Below are 22392 nucleotides of genomic sequence, written 5' to 3'. Positions count from 1 at the left end.
TTGGCTTGATCCCTCCGTTTGAACAAGGATGTTCATGAAAATCTCAAGCAAGTTGCTGCTCAGCTTCGGTTTTATCAACCTGCTGATCCTGCTCTCCTCCGCGCTGGTCTATTACCGGCTGACCCAGATCAATCAGGCCCAACACACCCTGTTGGAGCAGGCGCTGCCCGCTCTGCAGCGGGATGAGGCGAGCCAGAAAGCACTGGTGGCCACCGTTTCTGCCCTGCGTGGCTATCTGATCCTCGGCAAGGATCCGGCTCAGGCTTCCCGCCTCAAGCTGGAGTGGGAGTCGGCCTGGCAGGCCATCGCCCATCAGGCCTTCAGCCCGGCGCTCGCCAAGTCTCTCGAGACCTTCAAAAGCCATCAGGAGAAGGTGTGGACCATAGCCCAGAGCGAAGAGAATCTGCCCGCTCATACCCTGATGCTGCAGGAGGCGGGTCCGCTGGCAGAGGCGGCGCTCGATCAGCTGCAATCCTTTGCCAATGAAGAAGTTGGCACTCCGCAGGATCAACTCGCGGGCGATCGCCGCATGTTGCTCAAACAGGTGGGAGATGCCTACAACAGCCTCGCCAATTCCCTCTCCGCCCTGCGGGATTTTCTTATCTCAGGCGATCCCGAATACCGCAGCAAATATCAGGATTACTACCAGTTTCATCAGCAGCGAGTGGCTGAGGTGAAACAGCAAGCCGCGCTCTTTACCGAGACCCAGCGCAGTCTCTGGCAGCTGTTTGAAGAGATGGCGACCCCCTTCTCCGAGCTGGTGGGGCAGGTGATCGAGAAGCGCCAGGCGCCGGATTGGGATCAGGCCAACTACCTGATGGCCACCGACATCGAGCCGATGCAGTCCAGCCTCAGCGAGCAGCTGGTCCAGCAGGTGAATAAAACCCGCGCCGAGGTGGATCAGATTTCGGCGCAGATGACCGGAGCCGGGAGGGCCATCAACCAGACACTGCTGTTGGCCACCGGCAGTGCCATCGTGCTTGGCATGCTGGTCGCCTGGCTCTTTAGCCGTCGTCTGACCCGTGACATTGCCAGTCTGGTGATCCGGGCGGGGCTGGTTGCGGATGGTCGGTTGGCGGCCGAGCCCTTGCCGATAACGGGTCAGGATGAGCTGGGTGGATTGACCGGCTCCATCAACCGGATGTCTGCCCAGTTACGTGATCTGGTCGACGAGTTGCAGGGGGCTGTGGGGCAGGTCGAAGAGGCCTGTCTTGATGTGGGCAACACAACCAGAGCCATAGTGGCGGATCTGACGGAGCAGGATCAGCGGGTCGATGCGGTGGCGGCAGCTATCGATCAGATGTCGGTCAGTGCCCGTGATGTGGCTGGCAACATTGCCGGTGTGGCGGATAGTGCCCAGCAGGTGCAGCAGCAGACCCGTCAGGGAGAGGCTGCGCTGGCGCGAATGAGCGATACCATGCAGCAGATTGCCGCCATGATTGGACAGGCCAACGAAGCCATGGGGCTGCTGGAGCATCAGAGTGAACAGGTGGGGCAGATCACCGAGGTGATCGCCACTATAGCCGAGCAGACCAATCTGCTGGCACTCAATGCGGCGATAGAAGCGGCGCGGGCAGGCGAGCAGGGGCGCGGTTTTGCGGTGGTGGCCGACGAGGTGCGCCAGCTGGCGACCCGCACCCATCAATCAACCGCCGAGATTAGCCAGACTATTGCGGCCATCTCCCAGCAGACTCGCCAGACGGTGAGTACCGTCAGCAGCGGTACCCGGTTGGTGGAGCAAGGGCGGGATGCCGTTGGATTGGTGACAGATACCCTGAGTGCCATGAACCAGCTGGTACAGTCGCTGTCGGGCCAGCTGGAGGCCATTTCGGTGGCAACCGAGCAGCAGTCGCGGGTGGCCGCCGAGGTATCCGGGACGGTCGACGACATTGCCGCGCTCAGTCGGCAATCCTGTCAGCGTAGTCAGCAGGGGGAGGAGATCGTAGCCAGACTGGCTGGCGATACCGGCAAGCTGAAGGCGGTCATCGCCCGCTTTGATCTTGATGCGTGAGATGGCGGGATCATCCCGCCATTGCTATTGCCATGCACCGGGCCGTCTGGCCCATGGGCTTAGTCCAGACGCCTGAAGGTGTGGTTGTCGAAGCTGCTGGTGGTCTCCCGGTTGAGCAGGCTGACCAGCAAAATCGCACGTTTCTCTCCATCCGGCTCCATATAGATGGCTTCGAATCCAGCCAACGGCCCCTCTTCAATCAGCACCTTGTCGCCCGAGCAGGGCAGGCTGGCGTAGCTGGCTCTCGCCTCGTCGCTGTCATCGCGGCTCATCAGCTGATAGACCAGCTTGCTGTTGATGGGGGTCCATTCACTGCCAAAGTGGATGATCCGGCTGATGCCGCGGGTCGATTTCAGGGTGACCGGTGTCACCTCTTCCAAATCAACGAAGATAAACAGATAGTTGGGGAACATGGGTTCCCGTACCGGAACTCGCTTGCCCCGGCGCAGCTTCTCGATCTCCACCATGGGGTAATAGGATTCGATACCCTGGGCATCGAGGTGGGCGCGGGCGCGGGCCTCTTCTTTTGGCTTGCAGTAGGCCAGATACCATTTTTTCATGTTATGAGTATGTTCGTGTTGCCGTGCTCGCGGATATGATAGCGGCGCCAATAAAAAAGGCCACGCATTGCGTGGCCTTTTTTGCCGAGTGAGCAATTACCAACCTTTTACCAGGCCGCCTTTGAACAGCTCGAGACCTTTCTTGTAGACATCATCGGTCTGGAAAGCTTGTACGAACTGTTTGACCTTCTCGTCATCCTTGTTGTTGTCGCGGGCGACGATCAGGTTGACGTAGGGGGACTCTTTGTCTTCAACAAACAGGCCGTTTTCGGTCGGGGTCAGACCAATCTGACCGGCGAAGGTGTTGTTGATGATGGCCAAGTCCACATCTTCCAGCGAGCGCGGCAGTTGGGCTGCTTCCAGTTCCACAATCTTGAAGTTACGCGGGTTGCTGGCGATATCCAGCACGGTCGCTTCCAGACCGGCACCATCTTTCAGGGTGATCAGACCCTGTTTGGCCAGCAGGATCAGGGAGCGGCCCAGGTTGGTTGGATCGTTTGGTACCGCGATCTGGGCGCCATCTTGCAGCTCGCTCAGCGCCTTGATCTTCTTCGAGTAACCGGCGATCGGGTAGACGAAGGTGTTGCCAACCGGCACCAGCTTGAAGCCGCGATCACGCACCTGTGCATCCAGATAGGGTTTGTGCTGGAAGGCGTTGACGTCGATGCTGCCATCGTTCAGTGCCACGTTCGGGGTGACGTAGTCGGAGAAGTTGACCACCTCGACTGTCAGACCGTATTTCTCTTTGGCGACCTTGGCAGCCACTTCAACCAGCTCGGTCTCGGGGCCAGCAATGGCGCCCACTTTCAGAACCTTGCTCTCTTCTTTTTGACCGCAACCGGCCAGAACCAGACCAGCCAGCAGGGCAGCCGCAACGGATTTGATGCCAAATTTCATAAAACCTCCTGTCAGAAATCGACGATTAACGATGATCACATTTGTTGACCAGGCGCTCACCCGCGCTCTGGATAAGTTGAACCAGTACTACCAGGATAACCACGGTCACCAGCATGACGGTCGGGTCAAAGCGTTGATAACCATAACGAATACCCACATCCCCCAGACCACCGCCACCGATGGCCCCGGCCATGGCCGAGTAGTTCACCAGCGTGACGAGGGTAATGGTGACGCTGTTGAGGATGCCGGGCAGAGCCTCGGGCAGCAGCACCTTGGTGATAATTTGCAACGGCTTGGCGCCCATGGCCTTGGCCGCTTCCAGCAAGCCGTCCGGCACTTCCATCAGGGCCCCTTCCACCAGACGAGCAATGAAAGGGATGCAACCGACGGTCAGCGGCACGATGGCGGCGATGGTGCCGATACTGGTGCCGACAATCAGCCGGGTCAGCGGAATGATGGCGACCAGCAGGATGATAAAGGGCACCGAGCGACCCACGTTGACCACCATGCCCAGAGTACGGTTGAGCAAGGGGTTGGCCAGGATCTGGCCCGCCTTGGTCACATGAAGGGCCACGCCGAGCGGCAGACCCAGCAGGCAGCCGAACAGAGCGGAGGCAAACACCATGATAAGGGTGTCGCCCAGGGCCGTGATGAGCAGATTAATCATGGCTTCGGACATAACCCATTACCTCCAGCTGAATGTGGTTGTCGATGAGGAACTGCTGGGTTGCCTCGCACTGGGCTTCATCCCCGAACAGCTCGGCCAGCAGGAAACCGAATTTGACGCCACCGGCGTATTCGATGTCTGCGCTCAGAATGCTGATATCGATATTGAAACGGCGGCTCGCCTCGGAGATCAGCGGTGTATCGACCGTGCTGCCGGTAAAGCCGAGCTTCACCAGCGGGTAGCTGCCCGGCACCCGCTCCGCACTCATCCGATCCTGATACTCCTGCGGTACCTCCAGATGGATGGTGGAGTGGATGAAATCCCGCGCCAGCTGGGTCTTGGCATTGCTGAAGAACCAGGCCACTTCGCCCTGTTCGATCAGACGGCCGTCGCTGATGATGGCCACTTCGTCACAGATCCCCTTCACCACATCCATCTCGTGGGTGATGAGCAGGATGGTGAGCCCCAGCTTGACGTTGATCTCCTTGAGCAGGGTCAGGATCGAGCGGGTGGTCTGCGGGTCGAGGGCCGAGGTGGCCTCGTCGCAGAGCAGTACCTTGGGGGCCGGAGCCAGTGCGCGGGCAATGGCGACGCGCTGTTTCTGACCGCCGGAAAGCTCGGACGGATAGGCTTGGGCACGGGCTTCCAGCCCGACCAGCGCCAGCAGCTCGGCAACCCGTTGCTGGATCTTCTCTTTGCTCCAGCCTGCCAACTCCAGCGGAAAGGCGATGTTGGCAAACACGGTGCGGGAGGCAAGCAGGTTGAAGTGCTGGAAAATCATCCCGATCTGGCGGCGAGCCTGGGTCAGATCCCGTTCGCTCAGGGCGACCAGATCCTGGCCATCAACGATGACTTGGCCCTCTGTCGGGCGCTCCAGCAGGTTGACACAACGAATGAGGGTACTCTTGCCGGCACCGGAGGCACCGATCACCCCGAAAATTTTGCCTTGGGGTACATGCAGACTCACATCACGCAGGGCGTGCACGGCGTCACTGCCTGTACCGTAGACTTTGTTGAGACCGATCAACTTAATCATGGATTCTTCCGTGCTAACAGCCTTAAAGCACAGGGCGCTACAGGCGGGGAAATTGGGCAGAGGTTCCACTGGGTTACTCTGTCATCATGGAGGATGATGCTAAGATGTCTGGATGGCCATGTCAACGCATGTTTTTACGTCTAGACGTCTAAAAAAGTGATAAGGATTTCTGTCAGGCGGATAACGATCAGGATGGTATTGTTGCTCTTCCAGATCCTGTTTCGTCCCTGCGGCACATTACCAAATTAAAGATGGTTTATGCCGGGTAAATGCTGGTTTTATTAGTGTGCCAGCCCGTTTCTGTTCACATCGGCTATCGAGCCTGATGCTCCTCCATCGTTACACAAATTGCTGCACAAATCGTTCCCTATTCGTGACCGGATCACCTGATCGCCATTTTGTCGGCGTCAACCTTGATGCAGCGCAAGGGGGGCACGGATAGGGATTGGGTCGGTGGCGCCGGTTTTTTATACTGATGATGTCGACAAGCATGGAGGGCAGTGCGATGAGATTCCAACAGATCAAAGAGTTGCTGCACTATCTTGAGCAGGTTCACCACCAGCTCGGACTCTGTTACGGGCGTTTGATCAGTCAGGTGGACAGCGAACGCAGCCGGATGTTGCTGGTCTATCTGCAAGGGCGTGAGGATGCGGCCAGTGCCCATCTGCACGAATATGCCGCTCAGCTGGGAGAGGCGGTCAGGGAGACCTGGCTGAACCAGAGTTTCAGCGAGGATATGCTGCCTGCCATTACCCGCTTCGAGCTGCCGGCATCAGTCCAGACCCAGGATATCGTCACTCAGGTATGCCGTTGGGAAGAGCAGCTGGTGAGCGAACTGAGTCATCTGGCCCGGGAGTGCCCGACACCGGCCACCACCGCATTGCTCGAGAATCTGGCCAAGCTGGAGCAGACCCGCCTGACCCGACTGGTGCACGGAGTGCATCGACTCGACGACATGTAGCGGGTGATAAGCACCAAACACGCAAGATGGCCGCAAAACAAAAGGGCCCGGCAGCAGTGCCGAGCCCTTTCCATTGGTATCTGCTGACTTGCAGTGAGCGTCGGTTAGCCCTGCTGCTCGGCCGCGTAGAGGGCGGCCCCGATAATGCCCGCCTGATTGAGGCTGGCCGCCGGAATAAGCGGCGCCCGGGTCTCGATGCGATCGACAAACTTATCCAGCTTGGCTGCGCTGCCGCCCCCCAGAATGAAGAGGTCGGGGGAGAAGAGAAACTCGAGGCGCGCCAGATACTTGTTGAAACGCTTGCCCCAGCGGTTCCAGGAGAGATCTTCCCGTTTGCGCGCCGCATCGGAGCAGTAGTGCTCGGCGACCATTCCTTCCAGCATCAGATGGCCCAGCTCGGTGTTGGGCAGCAGATGGCCGTTGACGAAGATGGCGGTGCCGATGCCGGTGCCGACCGTGATGAGGATGATGACCCCCTTGCGATCCTTGCCGGCGCCAAAGCGCATCTCGGCCAGACCGGCGGCATCGGCATCATTCAGCACATAGCAGGGCTTGCCGGTGACATCGGCAAACAGATGCTCGGCATCGGTTTCGATCCAGCTCTTGTCGATGTTGGCGGCACTCTTGGCAACCCCGTTGTGGATGGTGGCAGGAAAGCCGCAGCCTACCGGTCCTTTCCAGTCGAAGTGTTCGACCAGCGCCTTGAGGGTATGGGCGATGGCAGCCGGGGTGGCCGGTTGCGGTGTGGCAATGCGATGGCGCTCGCCAATCAATTCGCCGGTTTTGGTATCGACCAGACAGCCCTTGATCCCTGAGCCTCCAATATCCACTCCCAACATTTGCATCTGTGTTGTCCTTGTTGTGTGCCGACCAGTTTGCAGTGACCACGCTGTTATGGGCACTGCAGGTCGGCAGAGCATGAAAAAAGTGCTGCAATCCGGCAAGGGGCAGATCACTTATGCGTGATCCGACAGACCTTTTTCGATGCAGCGGATCAGCAAACGGGTCTTCTTGTTCTCGTCATCCTGACGCCGGGCAAGGGTGGCCAGCGCCCATTCGATATGTTCGGCCACCATGGGTTCGGCGGTGGTCAGCCCCAGTTGCAGGGCTGCGATCACCTCGGGGGTCGCCGGGCCATTGCCAAGGGCGACTGCCAGATTGCGGCGCCAGCGTTGATAGCCGATGCGGCGGATCGGGCTCCCCTCAGTTTGTTTGAGGAAATCGCTCTCGCTCCAGCACCACAGCGCCAGCAGGGGCGGTCGGTGCAGGCTGGGGCGGGGGCTAAAATCGGGTTCCGGGCTGGCATCGGCGTAGCGATTCCAGGGGCAGATAAGCTGGCAGTCGTCGCAGCCGTAGATGCGGTTGCCCATCAAGGGCCTGAACTCTTCCGGAATTGGGCCGTCATTCTCAATGGTGAGATAGGAGATGCAGCGGCGGCCATCCACCACATAGGGGGCGACAATGGCGCCGGTCGGGCAGATGTTGATGCAGGCGACGCACTTGCCACACTGCTCCTTCTCCACTGGCTGGTCGAGCGGCAGCGGCAGGTTGAGCAACAGCTCACCGAGAAAGAAGAAGGAGCCGGCTGATTCGTTGAGCAGCAGTGAGTGTTTGCCAACCCAGCCTAGGCCCGCCTTGGCTGCCAGTGGCCGCTCGAGGATGGGGGCGGAGTCGACGAAGGGACGCCACTCACCCAAGGTCTCTTCAGTGCCTTGAAACAGCTCGGCACAGCGCGCTTCAATGCGATCACCCAGCTGTTTGAGCCGGTTGCGCAGCACCTTGTGGTAGTCGCGACCGAGAGCATAGCGGCTGATATAGCCCAGAGTCGGATCGCGCAGGGTGGCAGCAAAGCCTGCCTCGAACGGCAGGTAGTTCATCCGCACCGACAACACCCGCACCGTGCCTGGCAGCAGCTCGTGGGCGCGCGCGCGCATCATGCCGTGGCGTGCCATGTAATCCATGCTGCCGTGATAGCCCGCATCCAGCCAGGCCTGCAATCTCGGCTCTTCGATACGCAGGTCGGTGTCGGTGATGCCCGCCTGGTCAAATCCTAGCTCCCGTGCCCAGAGCTTGATATCGTGGGCCAGCTGGTGGAAGTCAGGTGTGCTCATGCGGCTTGGCCTGGCCGGTGTTTGCTGGCGTGGGTCGATTGATAAAAGGCGGGAGCCGTCATGGTAGAGATCATCAGGGGCGCGTTGGGCACAAAAGAGGGGAGCAGTTTACCACAGGGGTTGTGGCAGACTGAACAGATCCGCGCACTGGAGCGCAACTGGGCCGCGCGAGAGGGGCAACCTCTCTATGCCCTGATGGAGCGAGCCGGTGCCGAGCTGCGCACCTATGCCACTCTGCATTGGCCCGACAGTCGCTGCTGGTGGATTTTCGTCGGCCCCGGTAATAACGGCGGTGATGGCTATGTGCTGGCCCGTCTTGCCCGCCAGATTGGCATCGAGGTGGTGGTGATTGCCGCTAGGGCACCCGACCAGCTGAAGGGGGATGCCAAACAGGCCGCCGATGAGTGGCTGGCGGCCGGTGGCAGGGTCTGGCTGGCCGAGCGGTTTGATAAGGACCAACACTCCGCCCCGGATCTGGTGGTCGATGCCCTGCTTGGCACCGGCGTCAACACGCACCTCTCGCCACTACTGACAAAGATCGTCGCAACAATCAATGGCTTGGCTGTGCCCGTGCTGGCGGTGGATCTCCCCTCCGGCCTCAATGGCGATACTGGCCGTGCCATGGGGGCTGTGGTACGAGCGACTCGCACCCTCACCTTTATCGGTATCAAGCAGGGGATGCTCACCGGCGACGGGGTGGATTGTGTCGGCCAGCTCGACTGCGATCCCCTTGGCGTGACGCCGGATGACGCTATGTTGCCTGCCGCCTGGCGTATCGATTATCCGCTGCTCAGCACGCAGCTGACCCCGCGCCAGCGCGCTTCTCACAAGGGCTCTTATGGCAAGGTGCTGCTGGTGGGGGGCAATCGCGGCATGCAGGGGGCCATCGTGCTGGCTGCCCGAGCTTGTCTAAGGGCAGGGGCCGGGCTGGTGCGGGTGTGTCAGCATCCGGAACATCCGCCGGTCAGTCTCTATCAACCGGAGCTGATGAGCCTTACCAGCGCTGATGATGAGGGGTGGGCATCGGTGCGGGTCATCGGCCCCGGCCTCGGTCAGGATGAGTGGGGAGGCGCGCAAATCGCCCGTTATCTCACCGAACGGCTGCCACTGGTTTTGGACGCCGATGGATTGAATTGGCTGGCGCAATCTCCCCGCCATCAGGATAATTGGGTGCTCACGCCCCATCCCGGCGAAGCTGCGCGATTGCTGGGATGCACCATTGCCGACATTGAAACCGACCGGTTTTCCGCCGTGCAGGCGCTGCAGCGGCGCTATGGCGGTGTGGTGTTGTTAAAAGGGGCGGGGACACTTATTTATGACGGCGAGCGGGTCGCACTCTGTTGTGAAGGCAACCCAGGCATGGCAAGTGGCGGCATGGGCGATCTGTTATCTGGTATAATCGCCGCCCTTTTGGCCCAGGGCTGGTCTGCCACCATGGCAAGCTGGCTGGGCGCCGTGATCCACGGCGAGGCTGCAGATCAGGCCGCCGCTGACGGCGAACGGGGCATGCTGGCGTCAGATCTGCTGCCGCTGATCCGCAAACTGGTTAATCCCGACACCATTACAAGTTAAAAAGAAGAACATGGCAAAACAGTTGATGATGACACTGCCGGACGAGGCAGCAACCGTGGCACTGGGTGGCCGTCTGGCACAGGCCTGCCAGCAGGCGACCACAGTGTTTTTGCATGGCACGCTTGGTGCTGGTAAAACCACTCTGACCCGCGGCTGGGTGCAGGGCCTTGGCCATCAGGGCAAGGTAAAAAGCCCGACCTATACCCTGGTCGAGCCCTACGAACTCGATGGCTGGCAGGTCTATCACTTCGATCTCTATCGTCTGGCTGATCCGGAAGAGCTGGAGTTCATGGGCATTCGGGACTATTTTGCCGCCAATACTCTCTGTCTGGTGGAGTGGTCCGAGAAGGGCGAGGGCTGGTTACCGGCTCCTGACCTTGAAATTACCCTTACTTATGTAGGCGAGCAGCGCGAGGCTCTGATAGAGGCCCGCACTGCTATTGGCGAAGCCATTCTGGAACGGTTGTCATCTACGTGCGCTTGATCCTTGTTATTGCTCTCTCCTTGATGGCGTTACCCTCCTGGGCGAATCAGCTCAAGAGTGTGCGAATCTGGCCATCACCGGATAACACCCGGGTGGTGCTCGATATGAGCAGTGCCCCCAACTACAACTACTTCACCCTGGCTGGCCCCGATAGATTGGTGATCGATCTGAAAGGGGCGAGCAATGCCACCAATCTGGCCCGGGTCGAGAACAACAGCGAGCTGGTGCGCAAGATACGTGAGAGCACTCCGCTGGAGAAGGGGGGCCTGCGGCTGGTGCTTGATCTCAGCTCCGCCATCAAGCCGGTGGTCTTTCCGCTGGCACCAGCCGGGCCCTATGGTCACCGTCTGGTGATCGATCTGCCTTATGAAGAGAAGCGCTCGGCGGCTGCGGTGCAATCCACGCCCGTCGGTGGCAAGGGCAGGGGGGTGGTGATTGCCATCGACCCGGGCCACGGTGGGGAAGACCCGGGCTCCATCGGTCCGCGTCGTACCTATGAGAAGCGAGTTACGCTGGCAGTCTCCCAGAAGCTGGCGGCGCTGATCGACCGCGAGCCGGGGATGCGCGCCGTGCTGACCCGTCGTGGCGACTATTTCGTCGACCTCAACAAGCGTTCCGAGATCGCCCGCAAGGCCAAGGCGGATCTGCTGGTGTCGGTCCATGCGGACAGCTTCCATAACTCCACTCCGCGCGGCGCCTCTGTCTGGGTCCTCTCGACCAACCGTGCCAACCGCGAGATGGGCAGCTGGCTGGAGAAGCAGGAGAAGCAGGGCGAGCTGCTGGGCGGGGTCGGCAAGGTGTTGGCGGAATCCGATCCCAATCCCTATCTGGCGCAAACTTTCCTAGACCTTTCCATGGACAAGTCCCGTGCCGAAGGCTACGACGTCAGCCGTCAGATCCTGCGCTCATTGGGCAAGGTTGCCCGACTGCACAAGAAGGCCCCGGAGCATGCCAGTCTGGCTGTGCTGAAGGCGCCGGATATTCCCTCGGTGCTGGTCGAAACCGGCTTTATCTCCAACCATGCGGAAGAGAAGCTGCTGGCTACCTCAAGCTATCAGGATCAGCTGGCCCGCGCCATTTTCGAGGGGATCCGCAACTACTACCGCGCCCACCCGACCAAGGGAGCCATGTTGACCGGCAAGGGACAGGCGAGCAGGCCTGCCGCGACCACTCGCTCTGCACCGGTAGCTTCGCAGCCGGTGAGCCAGCCCAAGCCAGTGCAGTCGCAGCCGGTGGTGACCAATAAGATGCCAGCGACAGTACGTGACGGCGCGGCTGCGACCGGTTCAGGTGCCGGGGTGATCAAGCCCTATTCGGAGGCTGCGCAAGATTCTGGTGCGCCGGTTAGCAATGTGGGCGACTATGACAAATCTCGGATGCTCCGCCATGTGGTCAAACGTGGCGAGAGTCTCTCTCGCCTTGCCGAGAAGCATGGAGTGAGTCAATCCACTTTGGTAGAGATCAACCAGCTGCGCAGCCGGGATATTCAGATTGGTCAGACCATCTATATTCCCCAGCAGGGGCAGAGCCGCGCTGCCGCCCCCGTTCGCAGTGATGACAAGTCGCAGATGATCCGCCATGTGGTCAAGCGGGGGGAGAGTCTCTCCCGCCTTGCCGAGAAGCATGGGGTGAGTCAGGCGCGACTGGTAGAGATCAACAAGCTCAAATCGCGGAATATTCAGGTAGGGCAGGTGCTCTACATTCCGCAAAACTGACGCGCGGGAGCGGGTGATACCGCTCTCGCTGTTAGCCAATACCATCAGCAAGATTGAAATTCAGGAGCAAGTGATGCCGATCCGTATATTACCCCCCGATTCTGGCCAACCAGATTCCGGTTGGTGGAGAGGTGGTGGAACGGCTCTCTATCCGCAAGATTGAAATTCAGGAGTAAATGATGCCGATCCGTATTTTGCCACCCATTCTGGCCAACCAGATTGCAGCCGGAGAGGTGGTGGAGCGGCCCTCTTCTGTGGTGAAAGAGCTGGTGGAGAACAGCCTGGATGCGGGGGCCGACCGGGTCGAGATCGACATCGACAAGGGGGGCGCCAAGCTGATCCGCATCCGTGACAACGGCTGCGGCGTCGCCAAAGATGAGCTGGTACTTGCGCTGTCGCGTCATGCAACCTCCAAGGTGGCCACGCTGGATGATCTGGAAGGGATCAACAGCCTCGGTTTTCGTGGCGAGGCGCTCGCCTCCATCAGCTCTGTCTCCCGTCTCACCTTCACCTCCCGCACCGCCGAGCAGTCCGAAGCCTGGCAAGCCCAGGCGGAAGGGCGCGAGATGAGCGTCACCATCAAGCCTGCGGCCCATCCGGTGGGCACCACGGTGGAGGTCGTGGATCTCTTCTTTAATACCCCCGCGCGGCGCAAATTCATGCGCAGCGAAAAGACAGAGTTTGCCCATATTGACGAGCTGGTGCGCCGCATCGCGCTCTCCCGCTTCGATGCCACCCTGATCCTGCGCCACAATGGCAAGGTGGTGCGCCAGTACAAGGCCGCCAATACCGTGCCGGAGCAGGAGCGACGTCTCGCCGCCGTTTGCGGCACCCCCTTCATGCACCATGCGCTGGCGGTGGAGAGCGAGCATAGCGACGTGCGGCTGTGGGGCTGGTTGGCGACTCCGGAGGGGGCAAGACCGCAAAACGACCTGCAATACACCTATGTCAACGGCCGGATGATGCGCGACAAGCTCATCAACCACGCCATTCGTCAGGCCTATGACGAGCTGCTGCCTCCCGACCGCTTCGCCGCTTATGTGCTCTATATCGAGCTGGATCCCCGTCAGGTAGATGTCAACGTCCATCCGGCCAAGCATGAGGTGCGCTTCCATCAGGCGCGACTGATCCACGACTTTATCTTTCAGGCGCTGTTTACTGCGCTGCGCCGCGAAGGAGTCAGCGCCGCTCATCAGGACGCGCTGCTGGCCGAAACCCTGGTCGAGTTGCCGGTCAGTCCGCAGATTGAATATCCCGGTCAGGCGCCACGCCCGGAGTGGTACGGTGCCGAGCACAGCTACCGGGCGCCTGCACAGGTGCGGGAGGGGGGCGGTGGGGCTGGCCGAGCCAGCAATTATCAACCGCCCGAGCCCCCAAGCCGGGAGGCGATGCGCGGCATGGGCGCTCTGCTCACTACGCTACCTATCGAAGCTGAGGCTGCTCCTGTGCAGCCCACTGATCCAGTGCCGTCACCCAAACAGGGGGGATGTCGCGCCCTGACACTGGTGGAGCAGGCCTACCTGTTGATCGAGCGGGATAATCAGCTGGCGCTGCTCTCGCTGGTACGCGCCGAGCGGGTGCTGCTACGCCATTGGCTGCTGGAGACCTGGGGTCAGGGACTGGCGGCCCAGCCACTGTTGCTGCCGGTCTCCTTCAAATTGCCGAAGAATTTGATCGCGCTGGTGACCGAGCAGGAGCGTTTGCTGAAACGGATGGGGCTGGAGTTGAAAAGCGGGGGGCGCGACGCCATGATCCTGACTCGGGTGCCGGCTCTGCTGCGCCAGACCGATCTGGTGCGTCTGTTACCCGAATTGCTGCAAATTATCGAGGGCGGATCTGACAGTGATGCTGGTCAGCAGGCTGAAGTATTATGCCAATGGCTGGTGGAGCAGGGGATAAGCCGCGAGAAGATATACGATTTTTCAACTGCTAGTCGTCTGCTGACGGAACTTGTGACCGATTTCAGTGACCAACTGGCAGACATTCGCATGGTGCGCCCCCTTTCGCTGGCGACCGTGCTGGAGGAGTTTGAACATGGCGAGTGACTTGCCGACCGCAATTTTTCTGATGGGGCCGACGGCCTCCGGCAAGACGGATCTCGCCATTGAATTGTGCCAGGTATTGCCTTGCGACATCATCAGCGTCGATTCGGCGCTGATCTATCGCGGCATGGATATCGGTACGGCCAAGCCGACCGCCGATGAACTGGCACAGGCCCCGCACCGGCTGATCGACATTCTCGATCCCGCAGTGAGCTATTCGGCTGCCGATTTTTGCAAGGATGCCCTGCGGGAGATGAAAGAGATCGCCGACCGTGGCCGCATTCCGCTGCTGGTGGGCGGCACCATGCTCTATTTCAAGGCGTTGCTGGAGGGATTGTCCCCATTACCCTCCGCCGATCCCGCCGTTCGTGCCGGGATTGAGGAAGAGGCTGCCCGCCTCGGTTGGCAGGCGCTGCACGATGAGCTGGTGCGCATCGACCCGGTGGCCGGGGCGCGGATCCACCCCAATGACCCGCAGCGACTCTCTCGGGCACTGGAGGTCTACCGTATCAGCGGCAAGACCCTTACCGAGCTGACGCAGGTGCAGGGGGAGGGCTTGCCCTATCGGGTGCTGCAGTTTGCCATCGCCCCGAGCGAACGCGCCGTGCTGCATCAGCGGATCGAACTGCGCTTTGACAAGATGCTGCAAGGCGGCTTTGAACAGGAGGTTCGTGCGCTGATGGCGCGCGGCGATCTGCACCCGGATCTTCCCTCCATTCGCTGTGTGGGTTATCGCCAAATGTGGGACTACCTGTGCGGTGAAGTGGGGTATGATGAGATGCGTTATCGTGGCATTGTTGCCACACGCCAATTGGCAAAACGACAGATGACCTGGTTGCGCGGCTGGCCCGATGTGACCTGGTTGGAATCTGGTGAGTCTGGCAATCTCGACCGCGTGCTTGCTCGCGCTGGTGCGGCTTGACACTCCCTGTATAATCAGGTTGTTATATTGATATTCGGTGTTTAAAAACAACAAACTATAAGGAAAAGAAAAATGGCTAAGGGGCAATCTCTCCAAGACCCGTTTTTGAATGCGCTGCGCCGTGAGCGGATTCCTGTTTCTATCTATTTGGTGAACGGCATCAAACTGCAAGGTCAGATCGAGTCTTTTGACCAGTTTGTTATCCTGCTGAAAAACACCGTGAGCCAGATGGTTTACAAGCATGCCATCTCGACTGTCGTACCGGCCCGTGCCGTCAATCATCATCAGCCCACTCCGGGTGGCGCGGCTGATGAACAGGGTGATGCCGAGGCGTGATATCCCTGGGCGAGTCGACTCGCCAACTCAGATTCATCATGATTCCTGTTAAGGAGCAAGCGCTTGTTTGACCGTTATGAAGCTGGCGAACAGGCCGTTCTGGTGCATGTCAACTTCAGTGATGAGGGTGAGCGGGAGGATCTGGAAGAGCTCAAGATGTTGGTGAGCTCGGCCGGAGTCAATGCGCTGGCGGTCATCACCACCAGTCGCAGTGCGCCCAGTGCCAAATTTTTTGTCGGCAGCGGCAAGGCTGAAGAGATCGCGTCCCAGGTCCAGATGCTGGATGCGGATGTGGTGATCTTCAACCATGCCCTGACTCCTGCCCAGGAACGAAATCTGGAACGTCTGTTCCAGTGCCGGGTGGTGGACAGAACCGGTCTGATCCTCGACATCTTCGCCCAGCGCGCCCGAACCCATGAAGGTAAACTGCAGGTCGAACTGGCCCAGTTACGCCACCTTTCCACTCGCCTGGTGCGAGGCTGGACCCACCTTGAGCGTCAAAAGGGCGGGATCGGTCTGCGTGGTCCGGGTGAAACCCAGCTTGAAACTGACCGACGTCTGCTGCGGGAACGCATCAAGGCGATTTTGCGCCGGCTCGACAAGGTAGCCAAGCAGCGGGAGCAGGGACGTCGTGCCCGCAACCGCAACGAAGTACCGACAGTTTCTCTGGTTGGTTACACAAACGCCGGAAAATCCACTTTGTTCAACCAACTTACAGCTGCCAGCGTGTATGCTGCCGACCAGTTGTTCGCAACACTGGACCCGACCCTGCGAAAACTGGTGATCCGGGATGTGGGTGATGTGATTTTGGCTGACACGGTTGGATTTATTCGGCACTTGCCTCATGATCTGGTCGCGGCTTTCAAAGCGACCCTGCAGGAGACCCGCGAAGCGGATCTGCTGCTGCATGTGGTGGACTGTGCCGATGAGCAGATGCAGGAGAATATCGACTCCGTGCAGCAGGTGCTGGCCGAAATTGAAGCTGACGACAGGCCTCAGCTGATGATCTGCAACAAGATCGACAAGCTGGCGGATCGTCCTGCTGGTCTGGAGCGAGATGACGAGGGGCGCCCATTGCGCGTCTGGCTGTCGGCTCAGACTGGTGAAGGTTGTGAGCATCTGTTTACGGCGCTGACTGAACTGCTGGCCGGCTCCATGGTGCACCACACCCTGCAGTTGCCACCCTCGGCAGCAAGATTGCGCAGTGCGCTTTATCAGTTGAAGGGCATTGAGCAGGAAGGCTTTAGCGAGGAGGGAGATTTCGTGCTGGAAGTCCGCTTGCAAGTGGCCGACTGGAACCGCATCGTAAAGCAGGAAGGTGAGAGTTTACAACGCTTTATCAGACATTGATGTTCTGATAGAGGTGATATCCATCCGCAAGTATTAATGGAGACGCTGATGGCTTGGAATGAGCCTGGTAACAACGGCAAAGACCGTGACCCTTGGGGGAACAACGGCAAGAATCAGGGGCCCCCTGATCTGGACGAAATGCTGCGCAAGATGAGCCGTCGCTTCGGGGGCCTGTTTGGTGGTGGCACATCCGGTGGTGATGTCGGTCGCTTTGGTATCTCCATCGCACTGGTGATCGCTGTGGTGGTGTGGGTTGTCAGCGGCTTCTACACCATTCGTGAAGCGGAACGTGGTGCAGTGCTGCGGTTTGGCAAGTTTTCCCATATTGTCGAGCCGGGTCTGCGCTGGAATCCCACCTTTATCGACAAGGTGATCCCTGTGGATGTCGAGTCCGTGCGCTCGCTGCCTGCTTCCGGTTTCATGCTGACTCAGGATGAAAACGTGGTGCGGGTCGAGATGGACGTGCAGTACCGTGTCGTCAACCCCGAGCAGTATCTGTTTAGCGTAACGAATGCTGACGAGAGCCTGAGTCAGGCCACCGACAGTGCCCTGCGTTATGTTGTGGGCCACACCAAGATGGACGACGTGCTGACCACCGGTCGTGAGAAGGTGCGTCAGGAGACCTGGCAGGTGATCGATGGCATCATCGAGCCTTACCAGATGGGTCTGCAGATCGTCGACGTCAACTTCTTGCCGGCTCGTCCGCCGGAAGAGGTGAAGGATGCGTTTGATGACGCCATTGCCGCTCAGGAAGATGAGCAACGCTTCATCCGCGAGGCCGAAGCCTATGCCCGTGAAGTCGAGCCGAAGGCCCGTGGTCAGGTCAAGCGTCTGGAGCAGGAGGCGGAAGCCTACAAGTCCCAGATTGTGCTGAAAGCCCAGGGTGAAGTGGCCCGCTTCAACGAGCTGCTGCCCCAGTATCAAGCTGCGCCCGATCTGACACGCAATCGTATCTACCTGGAGACCATGGAAGAGCTCTATCAGCAGGCCAATAAAGTGGTGGTCGACATGCCGGCTGGCAACAACAGCATGATCTATCTGCCGCTCGACAAGTTGGCTGGCAAGCAGGCGAGCGTCCAGCAGGGGCGTCCAGCTGCTGCGCCGACCATCGAGTCCACGCCAGCTTCCAACGAGGGCGCCAACTCCACTCCGACGCCGCTGCGTAGCGGTGACCGCTTCAGCTCAGGGAGAAACTGATAGATGAAAAAGCTAGCTATTGGTGCAATCGCTGTCGCGGCCATGGTCTGCTTCTCCTCTGTCTTTATCGTTGATGAAGGCCAGAAGGGGATTGTGGTGCAGTTCGGCAAGGTGAAGCGGGTTGACTCCGGTGAACCCCGCCTCTATGAACCGGGCCTGCACTTCAAGGTGCCGCTCATCGACCAGGTTCGCAAAATGGATGCACGCATCCAGACCATCGACAGCCAGGCTGACCGTTTTGTCACCTCCGAGAAGAAAGACCTGATCATCGATTCCTATGTGAAATGGAAGATCGAGGACTTCTCCAAGTACTACTTGGCAACCGGTGGTGGCAACAAGTTGCAGGCCGAGGATCTGCTCAAGCGCAAAATCAACAACGGTCTGCGCTCCGAGATCGGTAATCGTACCATCAAGGATATCGTCTCCGGTGAACGCAGTACCGTGATGGAAGATGCTCTGATGAAGATGGCGCGCTCCTCCGAGCTCGGCATCAAGGTGGTGGATGTGCGGATCAAGCAGATCAACCTGCCGGTGGAAGTGTCCAACTCCATTTACCAGCGGATGCGGGCCGAGCGTACTGCCGTGGCCCGTGAGCATCGCTCCCAGGGGCGTGAGCAGGCCGAGATCCTGCGGGCCGATATCGATCGCAAAGTGACCGTGATGATCGCTGATGCAGAGAGTAACGCTCGTCAACTGCGCGGTGAAGGGGATGCGGAAGCCGCCAAAATCTATGCTGACAGCTACAAGAAAGACCCCGAGTTTTTCAGCTTCGTGCGCAGTATGGAGGCCTATCGCAAGAGCTTCGCCGGTGGCAATGACCTGATGGTGCTCAAGCCGGATAGCGAGTTTTTCCGTTACTTCAAGTCTCCTGAAGGCACCAAGCAGTAATCGCCACGAGGTCACATTCAAAGGGTCTGCATTGTCAGACCCTTTTGTTTTTGGTGCCAATGCCAGCCGTTGACCCGAGGGGCTGGTTGCATTGAAGGAGGTCGGATGCTGACATCCATGCTGATGGGGTTGGGATTGCTGTTGTTGTTCGAGGGGCTCGGCCCGTTGTTGATGCCCAGGGCATGGCAGCAGATGTTACGGCTGCTGAGCGATCAGCCACCGGAGCAGTTGCGCCGTATCGGCGGCTCGTTAGTGGTTGCGGGTAGCGTAATCCTCTGGATGCTGAGTCGCTGAGTCTGGCGCAACGCACTGTCCAGCAGATAGCGGACAATAAAAAAGAGGCCGAAGGCCTCTTTTTCATGCATGTCGTTTACTCAGGCACTGCGCTGTACGGCCATGTGGGCCAGTGTTTCCAGCGCCTGTTTGTGCGGGGAGTCCGGCAGGATGGCGAGGGCGGCAATGGCCTTGTCGGCCTCTTCCCGGGCCCGCATGCGGGAGTACTCCAGCGCGCCGGTACGGTCGAGAATCCCGAGGATCTGCTCAAGATGTTCCATACCGTTGCGGTGCTCGATGGCATCGCGCACCAGCTGGCGTTCTTCCGGCGTGCCCACATCCATGGCACGCAGCAGCGGCAGGGTTGGTTTGCCTTCGGCCAGATCGTCGCCGACGTTCTTGCCCATCTCTTCGCTCTGGGAGCAGTAGTCCATCACGTCATCAATGATCTGGAACGCGGTGCCCAGATACTTGCCGTAATCGGTCATGGCCTGTTCGACGGGCTCGGGCTGATGGGTCAGCACGGCGGCGAGTCGGGTAGCGGCCTCGAACAGCTTGGCGGTCTTGCAGTAGATGACCGTCATGTAGCTCTCTTCGGTGGTATCCGGGTCGTTGCAGTTCATCAGCTGCAACACTTCCCCTTCGGCGATGGTGTTGGTTGCATCCGAGAGGATCTCCATCACCCGCAGGTTGGAGAGTTCGGCCATCATCTGGAAGGAGCGGCTATAGAGGTAGTCACCGACCAGCACGCTGGCAGCATTGCCAAACATGGCGTTGGCGGTCTCCCGGCCGCGGCGCAGGTCGGATTCGTCGACCACGTCGTCGTGCAGCAGGGTAGAGGTGTGAATGAATTCGATGATGGCGGCCAGTTTCAGGTGATCCTCACCCTCATAGCCCAGCGCACGCGCAGCCATCACGGTCAGCATGGGGCGCATCCGTTTCCCGCCGGCGCTGACAATGTAGAAACCCAGCTGATTAATCAGACTAACGTCGGACTGGAGTCGGGCCAGGATCAGTTCATTGACCGCCGTCATGTCGGCGGCACAGAGCGCACGGATAGTCTGTTGGTCCATAAGTCTCGTAACGTGACAGCAGCAATAACTGCGATTTTAGTAATGGCAGGGATTCTACACGATTTCACAATGGGTTACAGTTAGGCGTTTATCCACGGCGGCAGATATGCGCACAAAATAAACTTTTTGCTAAATTGGCCTTGCCTGAGCAGATCGATTTGCGTAGAATGCCCGCCCATTGTTATAGGTTTTTGCGCATGTCTAGCCTTGAGCAAAAGACATGCCTTTACGGAGTTAATCAAATGTACGCGGTATTCCAAAGCGGCGGAAAACAACACCGTGTGGCCGAAGGTCAAATCGTTCGTCTGGAAAAGCTGAACGTTGAGACTGGCGCTACCATCGACTTCAACGAAGTGCTGATGGTTGCTGCAGGCGACACTTTTAAAGTAGGTGCTCCTTTCGTTGAAGGTGGCAAGGTTGTAGCTGAAGTTGTGGCTCACGGCCGTGGCGAGAAAGTGACTATCGTCAAGTTCCGTCGTCGTAAGCACCACCGTAAGCAAGCGGGCCACCGTCAGTGGTTCACTGAAGTCAAAATCACTGGCATCAGCGCTTAATTAGAGGAGTCCGATAGATGGCACACAAAAAAGCTGGCGGTTCATCCCGCAACGGTCGCGATTCTGAAGCTAAACGCCTGGGCGTGAAGCGTTTCGGCGGCGAAACAGTTCTGGCTGGCAGCATCATCGTTCGTCAGCGCGGTACCAAGTTCCACGCTGGTGAGAACGTTGGTCTGGGCAAGGACCACACCCTGTTCGCTACCGCGAACGGCAAGGTGCAGTTCGAAGTTAAAGGTCCGCTGAATCGTAAGTACGTTAGCATCGTTGCTGAGTAATTACGGACCGCAAGGATCCGAAGCCCCGCCAACAGGCGGGGCTTTTGTTTTTCCGAAATAATGACGAAAAAACGGAACGCAGATGACCCGGGTACCGAGATTGCCCGGAGAGGCAAGATGCGTATCGCCCGCAGGGGTCTGTACCACTATAATTGCGTATCGGTTTTTCGAATTAAGGTGACGGTTACCTATGAAGTTTGTTGATGAAGTCCAGATTCGAGTCGATGCCGGTGACGGTGGTAACGGTTGTGTAAGTTTTCGCCGTGAAAAATATATTCCCAACGGTGGTCCGGATGGTGGTGACGGTGGTGACGGTGGTGACGTCTATCTGGTTGCCGATGAGAACCTCAACACCCTGATCGACTACCGTTTTGAGCGTTTCCATGCTGCCGAGCGTGGCGAGAATGGCCAGAGTGCCAACTGTACCGGTCGTCGTGGCAAGGACAAGATCCTGCGCGTGCCGGTCGGTACCCGTGCAACCGATGACGATACCGGCGAGTTGCTGGGCGACTTGACTCACCACGAGCAGAAGTTGCTGGTTGCCAAGGGCGGTTTCCACGGTTTGGGCAATACCCGCTTCAAGAGTTCGGTCAACCGGGCTCCACGCCAGAAGAGCAACGGCACACCGGGCGAAGTGCGTACCCTGAAGCTGGAGCTGCTGTTGCTGGCTGACGTCGGTATGCTGGGTCTGCCCAACGCCGGTAAATCTACCTTTATTCGCGCTGTTTCTGCCGCCCGCCCGAAAGTCGCTGATTATCCCTTTACCACCCTGGTGCCGAACCTCGGTGTGGTGCGTGGTGAGAACTCCCGCTCCTTCGTGATCGCCGATATTCCGGGCCTGATTGAGGGGGCAGCCGAAGGCGCAGGTCTTGGTATCCGTTTCCTCAAGCACCTCGAACGCTGCCGCGTGTTGATCCATCTGGTGGATATTTGCCCCATTGATGGCTCCGATCCGGCTGAAAATGCCGTGACCATCGTGCGTGAGCTGGAGAAGTACAGCCCGGAACTGGCTGGCAAGCCGCGCTGGCTGGTGTTCAACAAGATGGATCTGATCCTGGAAGAAGAGGCTCAGGAAGTGATGGATCGCGTGAAAGCCGCCCTCAACCACGAAGGGCCGGTCTACGCCATCACTGCCATCAGCAAGGAAGGGACCAAGAAGGTCTGCTACGACATCTTGGATCTGCTGGATACCATGCCCCGTCAGCTGGAGCAGGATGCCAAAGAGGCGATCGAGAAAGTGGAGTTCAAGTGGGACGACTACCACAAGAACCAGCTGGCTAAAGCCGAAGCGGAAGCGCTTGCCGCCTCCATGGCCTTTGACGAAAGTCTCGACGATGATGATTGGGATGACGAAGATGATGATGGTGTGGAAGTGATCTACGTCCGTGACTGATACCCTTGTCTGTCCATTTCATTGATAACCGGAGCCTGAACAGGCTCCGGTTTTTTTATGCCTGTCGAGTAGTGG

22 protein-coding genes are annotated in these 22392 nt (G+C 59.0%); 15 read left to right on the top strand and 7 right to left on the bottom strand.

Annotated elements, in window-relative coordinates:
• The first annotated feature begins 34 nt into the window (after positions 1 to 34).
• Positions 35 to 2011 (top strand): HAMP domain-containing methyl-accepting chemotaxis protein, encoded by a 1977-nt coding sequence (locus tag G5193_RS11215; protein ID WP_421206026.1) that lies wholly within the window; start codon positions 35 to 37, stop codon positions 2009 to 2011.
• A gap of 59 nt (positions 2012 to 2070) precedes the next feature.
• Here G5193_RS11215 and rfaH read toward each other — a convergent pair whose 3' ends face one another.
• The 4 genes from rfaH to metN all read right to left on the bottom strand — a co-directional run bounded on the left by rfaH (position 2071) and on the right by metN (position 5171).
• Positions 2071 to 2571: a transcription/translation regulatory transformer protein RfaH gene (rfaH, locus tag G5193_RS11210; protein WP_323893940.1), complete on the bottom strand. Its 501-nt coding sequence runs from the start codon at positions 2569 to 2571 to the stop codon at positions 2071 to 2073.
• Positions 2572 to 2667: 96 nt separating this feature from the next.
• Positions 2668 to 3468 (bottom strand): methionine ABC transporter substrate-binding lipoprotein MetQ, encoded by an 801-nt coding sequence (gene metQ, locus G5193_RS11205; RefSeq protein ID WP_005339072.1) that lies wholly within the window; start codon positions 3466 to 3468, stop codon positions 2668 to 2670.
• Positions 3469 to 3493: 25 nt separating this feature from the next.
• Positions 3494 to 4147: a methionine ABC transporter permease gene (locus tag G5193_RS11200; RefSeq protein WP_005339070.1), complete on the bottom strand. Its 654-nt coding sequence runs from the start codon at positions 4145 to 4147 to the stop codon at positions 3494 to 3496.
• Positions 4128 to 5171, bottom strand: a complete 1044-nt coding sequence (metN, locus tag G5193_RS11195) for a methionine ABC transporter ATP-binding protein MetN (protein WP_005341087.1) — start codon at positions 5169 to 5171, stop codon at positions 4128 to 4130. The genes G5193_RS11200 and metN overlap by 20 nt, the downstream gene beginning before the upstream one ends.
• Before the next feature lie 505 nt (positions 5172 to 5676).
• Here metN and G5193_RS11190 point away from each other — a divergent pair.
• The gene (locus tag G5193_RS11190; RefSeq protein WP_421203498.1) at positions 5677 to 6132 is read left to right on the top strand and encodes a hypothetical protein; all 456 of its coding nucleotides are present in this window, start codon (positions 5677 to 5679) and stop codon (positions 6130 to 6132) included.
• A 104-nt stretch (positions 6133 to 6236) separates the two neighbouring features.
• Here G5193_RS11190 and ppgK read toward each other — a convergent pair whose 3' ends face one another.
• Both ppgK and queG read right to left on the bottom strand, forming a co-directional pair.
• Positions 6237 to 6977: a polyphosphate--glucose phosphotransferase gene (gene ppgK / locus G5193_RS11185; protein WP_111900698.1), complete on the bottom strand. Its 741-nt coding sequence runs from the start codon at positions 6975 to 6977 to the stop codon at positions 6237 to 6239.
• 111 nt (positions 6978 to 7088) lie between these two features.
• Positions 7089 to 8243, bottom strand: coding sequence for a tRNA epoxyqueuosine(34) reductase QueG (gene queG / locus G5193_RS11180; RefSeq protein WP_421206025.1), 1155 nt, complete (start codon positions 8241 to 8243; stop codon positions 7089 to 7091).
• 60 nt (positions 8244 to 8303) lie between these two features.
• Between queG and G5193_RS11175 the strand changes: the two genes are divergently transcribed.
• The 10 genes from G5193_RS11175 to G5193_RS11130 all read left to right on the top strand — a co-directional run bounded on the left by G5193_RS11175 (position 8304) and on the right by G5193_RS11130 (position 19043).
• Positions 8304 to 9815, top strand: coding sequence for an NAD(P)H-hydrate dehydratase (locus tag G5193_RS11175; RefSeq protein WP_421206024.1), 1512 nt, complete (start codon positions 8304 to 8306; stop codon positions 9813 to 9815).
• A 10-nt stretch (positions 9816 to 9825) separates the two neighbouring features.
• Positions 9826 to 10299, top strand: coding sequence for a tRNA (adenosine(37)-N6)-threonylcarbamoyltransferase complex ATPase subunit type 1 TsaE (tsaE, locus tag G5193_RS11170; protein WP_227341987.1), 474 nt, complete (start codon positions 9826 to 9828; stop codon positions 10297 to 10299).
• A 23-nt stretch (positions 10300 to 10322) separates the two neighbouring features.
• On the top strand, positions 10323 to 12014 hold the full coding sequence (locus G5193_RS11165; RefSeq protein ID WP_421203501.1) for an N-acetylmuramoyl-L-alanine amidase: 1692 nt from the start codon (positions 10323 to 10325) through the stop codon (positions 12012 to 12014).
• A 179-nt stretch (positions 12015 to 12193) separates the two neighbouring features.
• Positions 12194 to 14059, top strand: a complete 1866-nt coding sequence (mutL, locus tag G5193_RS11160; protein ID WP_421206023.1) for a DNA mismatch repair endonuclease MutL — start codon at positions 12194 to 12196, stop codon at positions 14057 to 14059.
• A complete protein-coding gene (gene miaA / locus G5193_RS11155) occupies positions 14049 to 14978 on the top strand; it encodes a tRNA (adenosine(37)-N6)-dimethylallyltransferase MiaA (protein WP_421206022.1) in 930 nt (309 codons plus the stop codon). Before mutL ends, miaA begins: the two co-directional genes overlap by 11 nt.
• 72 nt (positions 14979 to 15050) lie before the next feature.
• The gene (gene hfq, locus G5193_RS11150; RefSeq protein ID WP_005339045.1) at positions 15051 to 15314 is read left to right on the top strand and encodes an RNA chaperone Hfq; all 264 of its coding nucleotides are present in this window, start codon (positions 15051 to 15053) and stop codon (positions 15312 to 15314) included.
• 63 nt (positions 15315 to 15377) lie between these two features.
• The gene (hflX, locus tag G5193_RS11145) at positions 15378 to 16664 is read left to right on the top strand and encodes a ribosome rescue GTPase HflX (protein ID WP_421206021.1); all 1287 of its coding nucleotides are present in this window, start codon (positions 15378 to 15380) and stop codon (positions 16662 to 16664) included.
• A gap of 48 nt (positions 16665 to 16712) precedes the next feature.
• Positions 16713 to 17861, top strand: a complete 1149-nt coding sequence (gene hflK, locus G5193_RS11140) for an FtsH protease activity modulator HflK (protein WP_319919773.1) — start codon at positions 16713 to 16715, stop codon at positions 17859 to 17861.
• Positions 17862 to 17864: 3 nt separating this feature from the next.
• Positions 17865 to 18749, top strand: coding sequence for a protease modulator HflC (gene hflC / locus G5193_RS11135; protein ID WP_319919774.1), 885 nt, complete (start codon positions 17865 to 17867; stop codon positions 18747 to 18749).
• Positions 18750 to 18854: 105 nt separating this feature from the next.
• On the top strand, positions 18855 to 19043 hold the full coding sequence (locus G5193_RS11130; RefSeq protein ID WP_005339036.1) for a DUF2065 domain-containing protein: 189 nt from the start codon (positions 18855 to 18857) through the stop codon (positions 19041 to 19043).
• An 80-nt stretch (positions 19044 to 19123) separates the two neighbouring features.
• Here G5193_RS11130 and ispB read toward each other — a convergent pair whose 3' ends face one another.
• On the bottom strand, positions 19124 to 20095 hold the full coding sequence (gene ispB, locus G5193_RS11125; protein ID WP_319919775.1) for an octaprenyl diphosphate synthase: 972 nt from the start codon (positions 20093 to 20095) through the stop codon (positions 19124 to 19126).
• A 242-nt stretch (positions 20096 to 20337) separates the two neighbouring features.
• Between ispB and rplU the strand changes: the two genes are divergently transcribed.
• The 3 genes from rplU (at position 20338) to cgtA (ending at position 22317) form a co-directional block, all read left to right on the top strand.
• Entirely contained in the window at positions 20338 to 20649 is a 312-nt protein-coding gene (rplU, locus tag G5193_RS11120) for a 50S ribosomal protein L21 (RefSeq protein ID WP_005304210.1), read from the top strand.
• A gap of 17 nt (positions 20650 to 20666) precedes the next feature.
• Positions 20667 to 20924: a 50S ribosomal protein L27 gene (gene rpmA, locus G5193_RS11115; protein ID WP_005304202.1), complete on the top strand. Its 258-nt coding sequence runs from the start codon at positions 20667 to 20669 to the stop codon at positions 20922 to 20924.
• Between the two features lie 190 nt (positions 20925 to 21114).
• Positions 21115 to 22317, top strand: coding sequence for an Obg family GTPase CgtA (gene cgtA, locus G5193_RS11110; RefSeq protein WP_216952928.1), 1203 nt, complete (start codon positions 21115 to 21117; stop codon positions 22315 to 22317).
• Positions 22318 to 22392: the final 75 nt, after the last annotated feature.

It is taken from the genome of Aeromonas sp. 601027, from assembly GCF_049174455.1.
GTDB lineage: Bacteria > Pseudomonadota > Gammaproteobacteria > Enterobacterales > Aeromonadaceae > Aeromonas > Aeromonas veronii_A.
The sequence above is the reverse complement of the archived record's forward strand: the minus strand, read 5'-3'. Positions and strand labels throughout refer to the sequence as shown.

What these genes read in the sequence shown, in the direction of transcription:
- metQ (WP_005339072.1), bottom strand. Translation starts at nt 3,468, where the DNA reads ATGAAATTTGGCATCAAATCCGTTGCGGCTGCCCTGCTGGCTGGTCTG.
- hflC (WP_319919774.1), top strand. Translation starts at nt 17,865, where the DNA reads ATGAAAAAGCTAGCTATTGGTGCAATCGCTGTCGCGGCCATGGTCTGC.
- G5193_RS11215 (WP_421206026.1), top strand. Translation starts at nt 35, where the DNA reads ATGAAAATCTCAAGCAAGTTGCTGCTCAGCTTCGGTTTTATCAACCTG.
- mutL (WP_421206023.1), top strand. Translation starts at nt 12,194, where the DNA reads ATGCCGATCCGTATTTTGCCACCCATTCTGGCCAACCAGATTGCAGCC.
- cgtA (WP_216952928.1), top strand. Translation starts at nt 21,115, where the DNA reads ATGAAGTTTGTTGATGAAGTCCAGATTCGAGTCGATGCCGGTGACGGT.
- tsaE (WP_227341987.1), top strand. Translation starts at nt 9,826, where the DNA reads ATGGCAAAACAGTTGATGATGACACTGCCGGACGAGGCAGCAACCGTG.
- miaA (WP_421206022.1), top strand. Translation starts at nt 14,049, where the DNA reads ATGGCGAGTGACTTGCCGACCGCAATTTTTCTGATGGGGCCGACGGCC.
- queG (WP_421206025.1), bottom strand. Translation starts at nt 8,243, where the DNA reads ATGAGCACACCTGACTTCCACCAGCTGGCCCACGATATCAAGCTCTGG.
- G5193_RS11190 (WP_421203498.1), top strand. Translation starts at nt 5,677, where the DNA reads ATGAGATTCCAACAGATCAAAGAGTTGCTGCACTATCTTGAGCAGGTT.
- G5193_RS11165 (WP_421203501.1), top strand. Translation starts at nt 10,323, where the DNA reads ATGGCGTTACCCTCCTGGGCGAATCAGCTCAAGAGTGTGCGAATCTGG.
- G5193_RS11130 (WP_005339036.1), top strand. Translation starts at nt 18,855, where the DNA reads ATGCTGACATCCATGCTGATGGGGTTGGGATTGCTGTTGTTGTTCGAG.
- hfq (WP_005339045.1), top strand. Translation starts at nt 15,051, where the DNA reads ATGGCTAAGGGGCAATCTCTCCAAGACCCGTTTTTGAATGCGCTGCGC.
- ppgK (WP_111900698.1), bottom strand. Translation starts at nt 6,977, where the DNA reads ATGCAAATGTTGGGAGTGGATATTGGAGGCTCAGGGATCAAGGGCTGT.
- G5193_RS11175 (WP_421206024.1), top strand. Translation starts at nt 8,304, where the DNA reads ATGGTAGAGATCATCAGGGGCGCGTTGGGCACAAAAGAGGGGAGCAGT.
- rpmA (WP_005304202.1), top strand. Translation starts at nt 20,667, where the DNA reads ATGGCACACAAAAAAGCTGGCGGTTCATCCCGCAACGGTCGCGATTCT.
- metN (WP_005341087.1), bottom strand. Translation starts at nt 5,171, where the DNA reads ATGATTAAGTTGATCGGTCTCAACAAAGTCTACGGTACAGGCAGTGAC.
- rfaH (WP_323893940.1), bottom strand. Translation starts at nt 2,571, where the DNA reads ATGAAAAAATGGTATCTGGCCTACTGCAAGCCAAAAGAAGAGGCCCGC.
- ispB (WP_319919775.1), bottom strand. Translation starts at nt 20,095, where the DNA reads ATGGACCAACAGACTATCCGTGCGCTCTGTGCCGCCGACATGACGGCG.
- G5193_RS11200 (WP_005339070.1), bottom strand. Translation starts at nt 4,147, where the DNA reads ATGTCCGAAGCCATGATTAATCTGCTCATCACGGCCCTGGGCGACACC.
- rplU (WP_005304210.1), top strand. Translation starts at nt 20,338, where the DNA reads ATGTACGCGGTATTCCAAAGCGGCGGAAAACAACACCGTGTGGCCGAA.
- hflK (WP_319919773.1), top strand. Translation starts at nt 16,713, where the DNA reads ATGGCTTGGAATGAGCCTGGTAACAACGGCAAAGACCGTGACCCTTGG.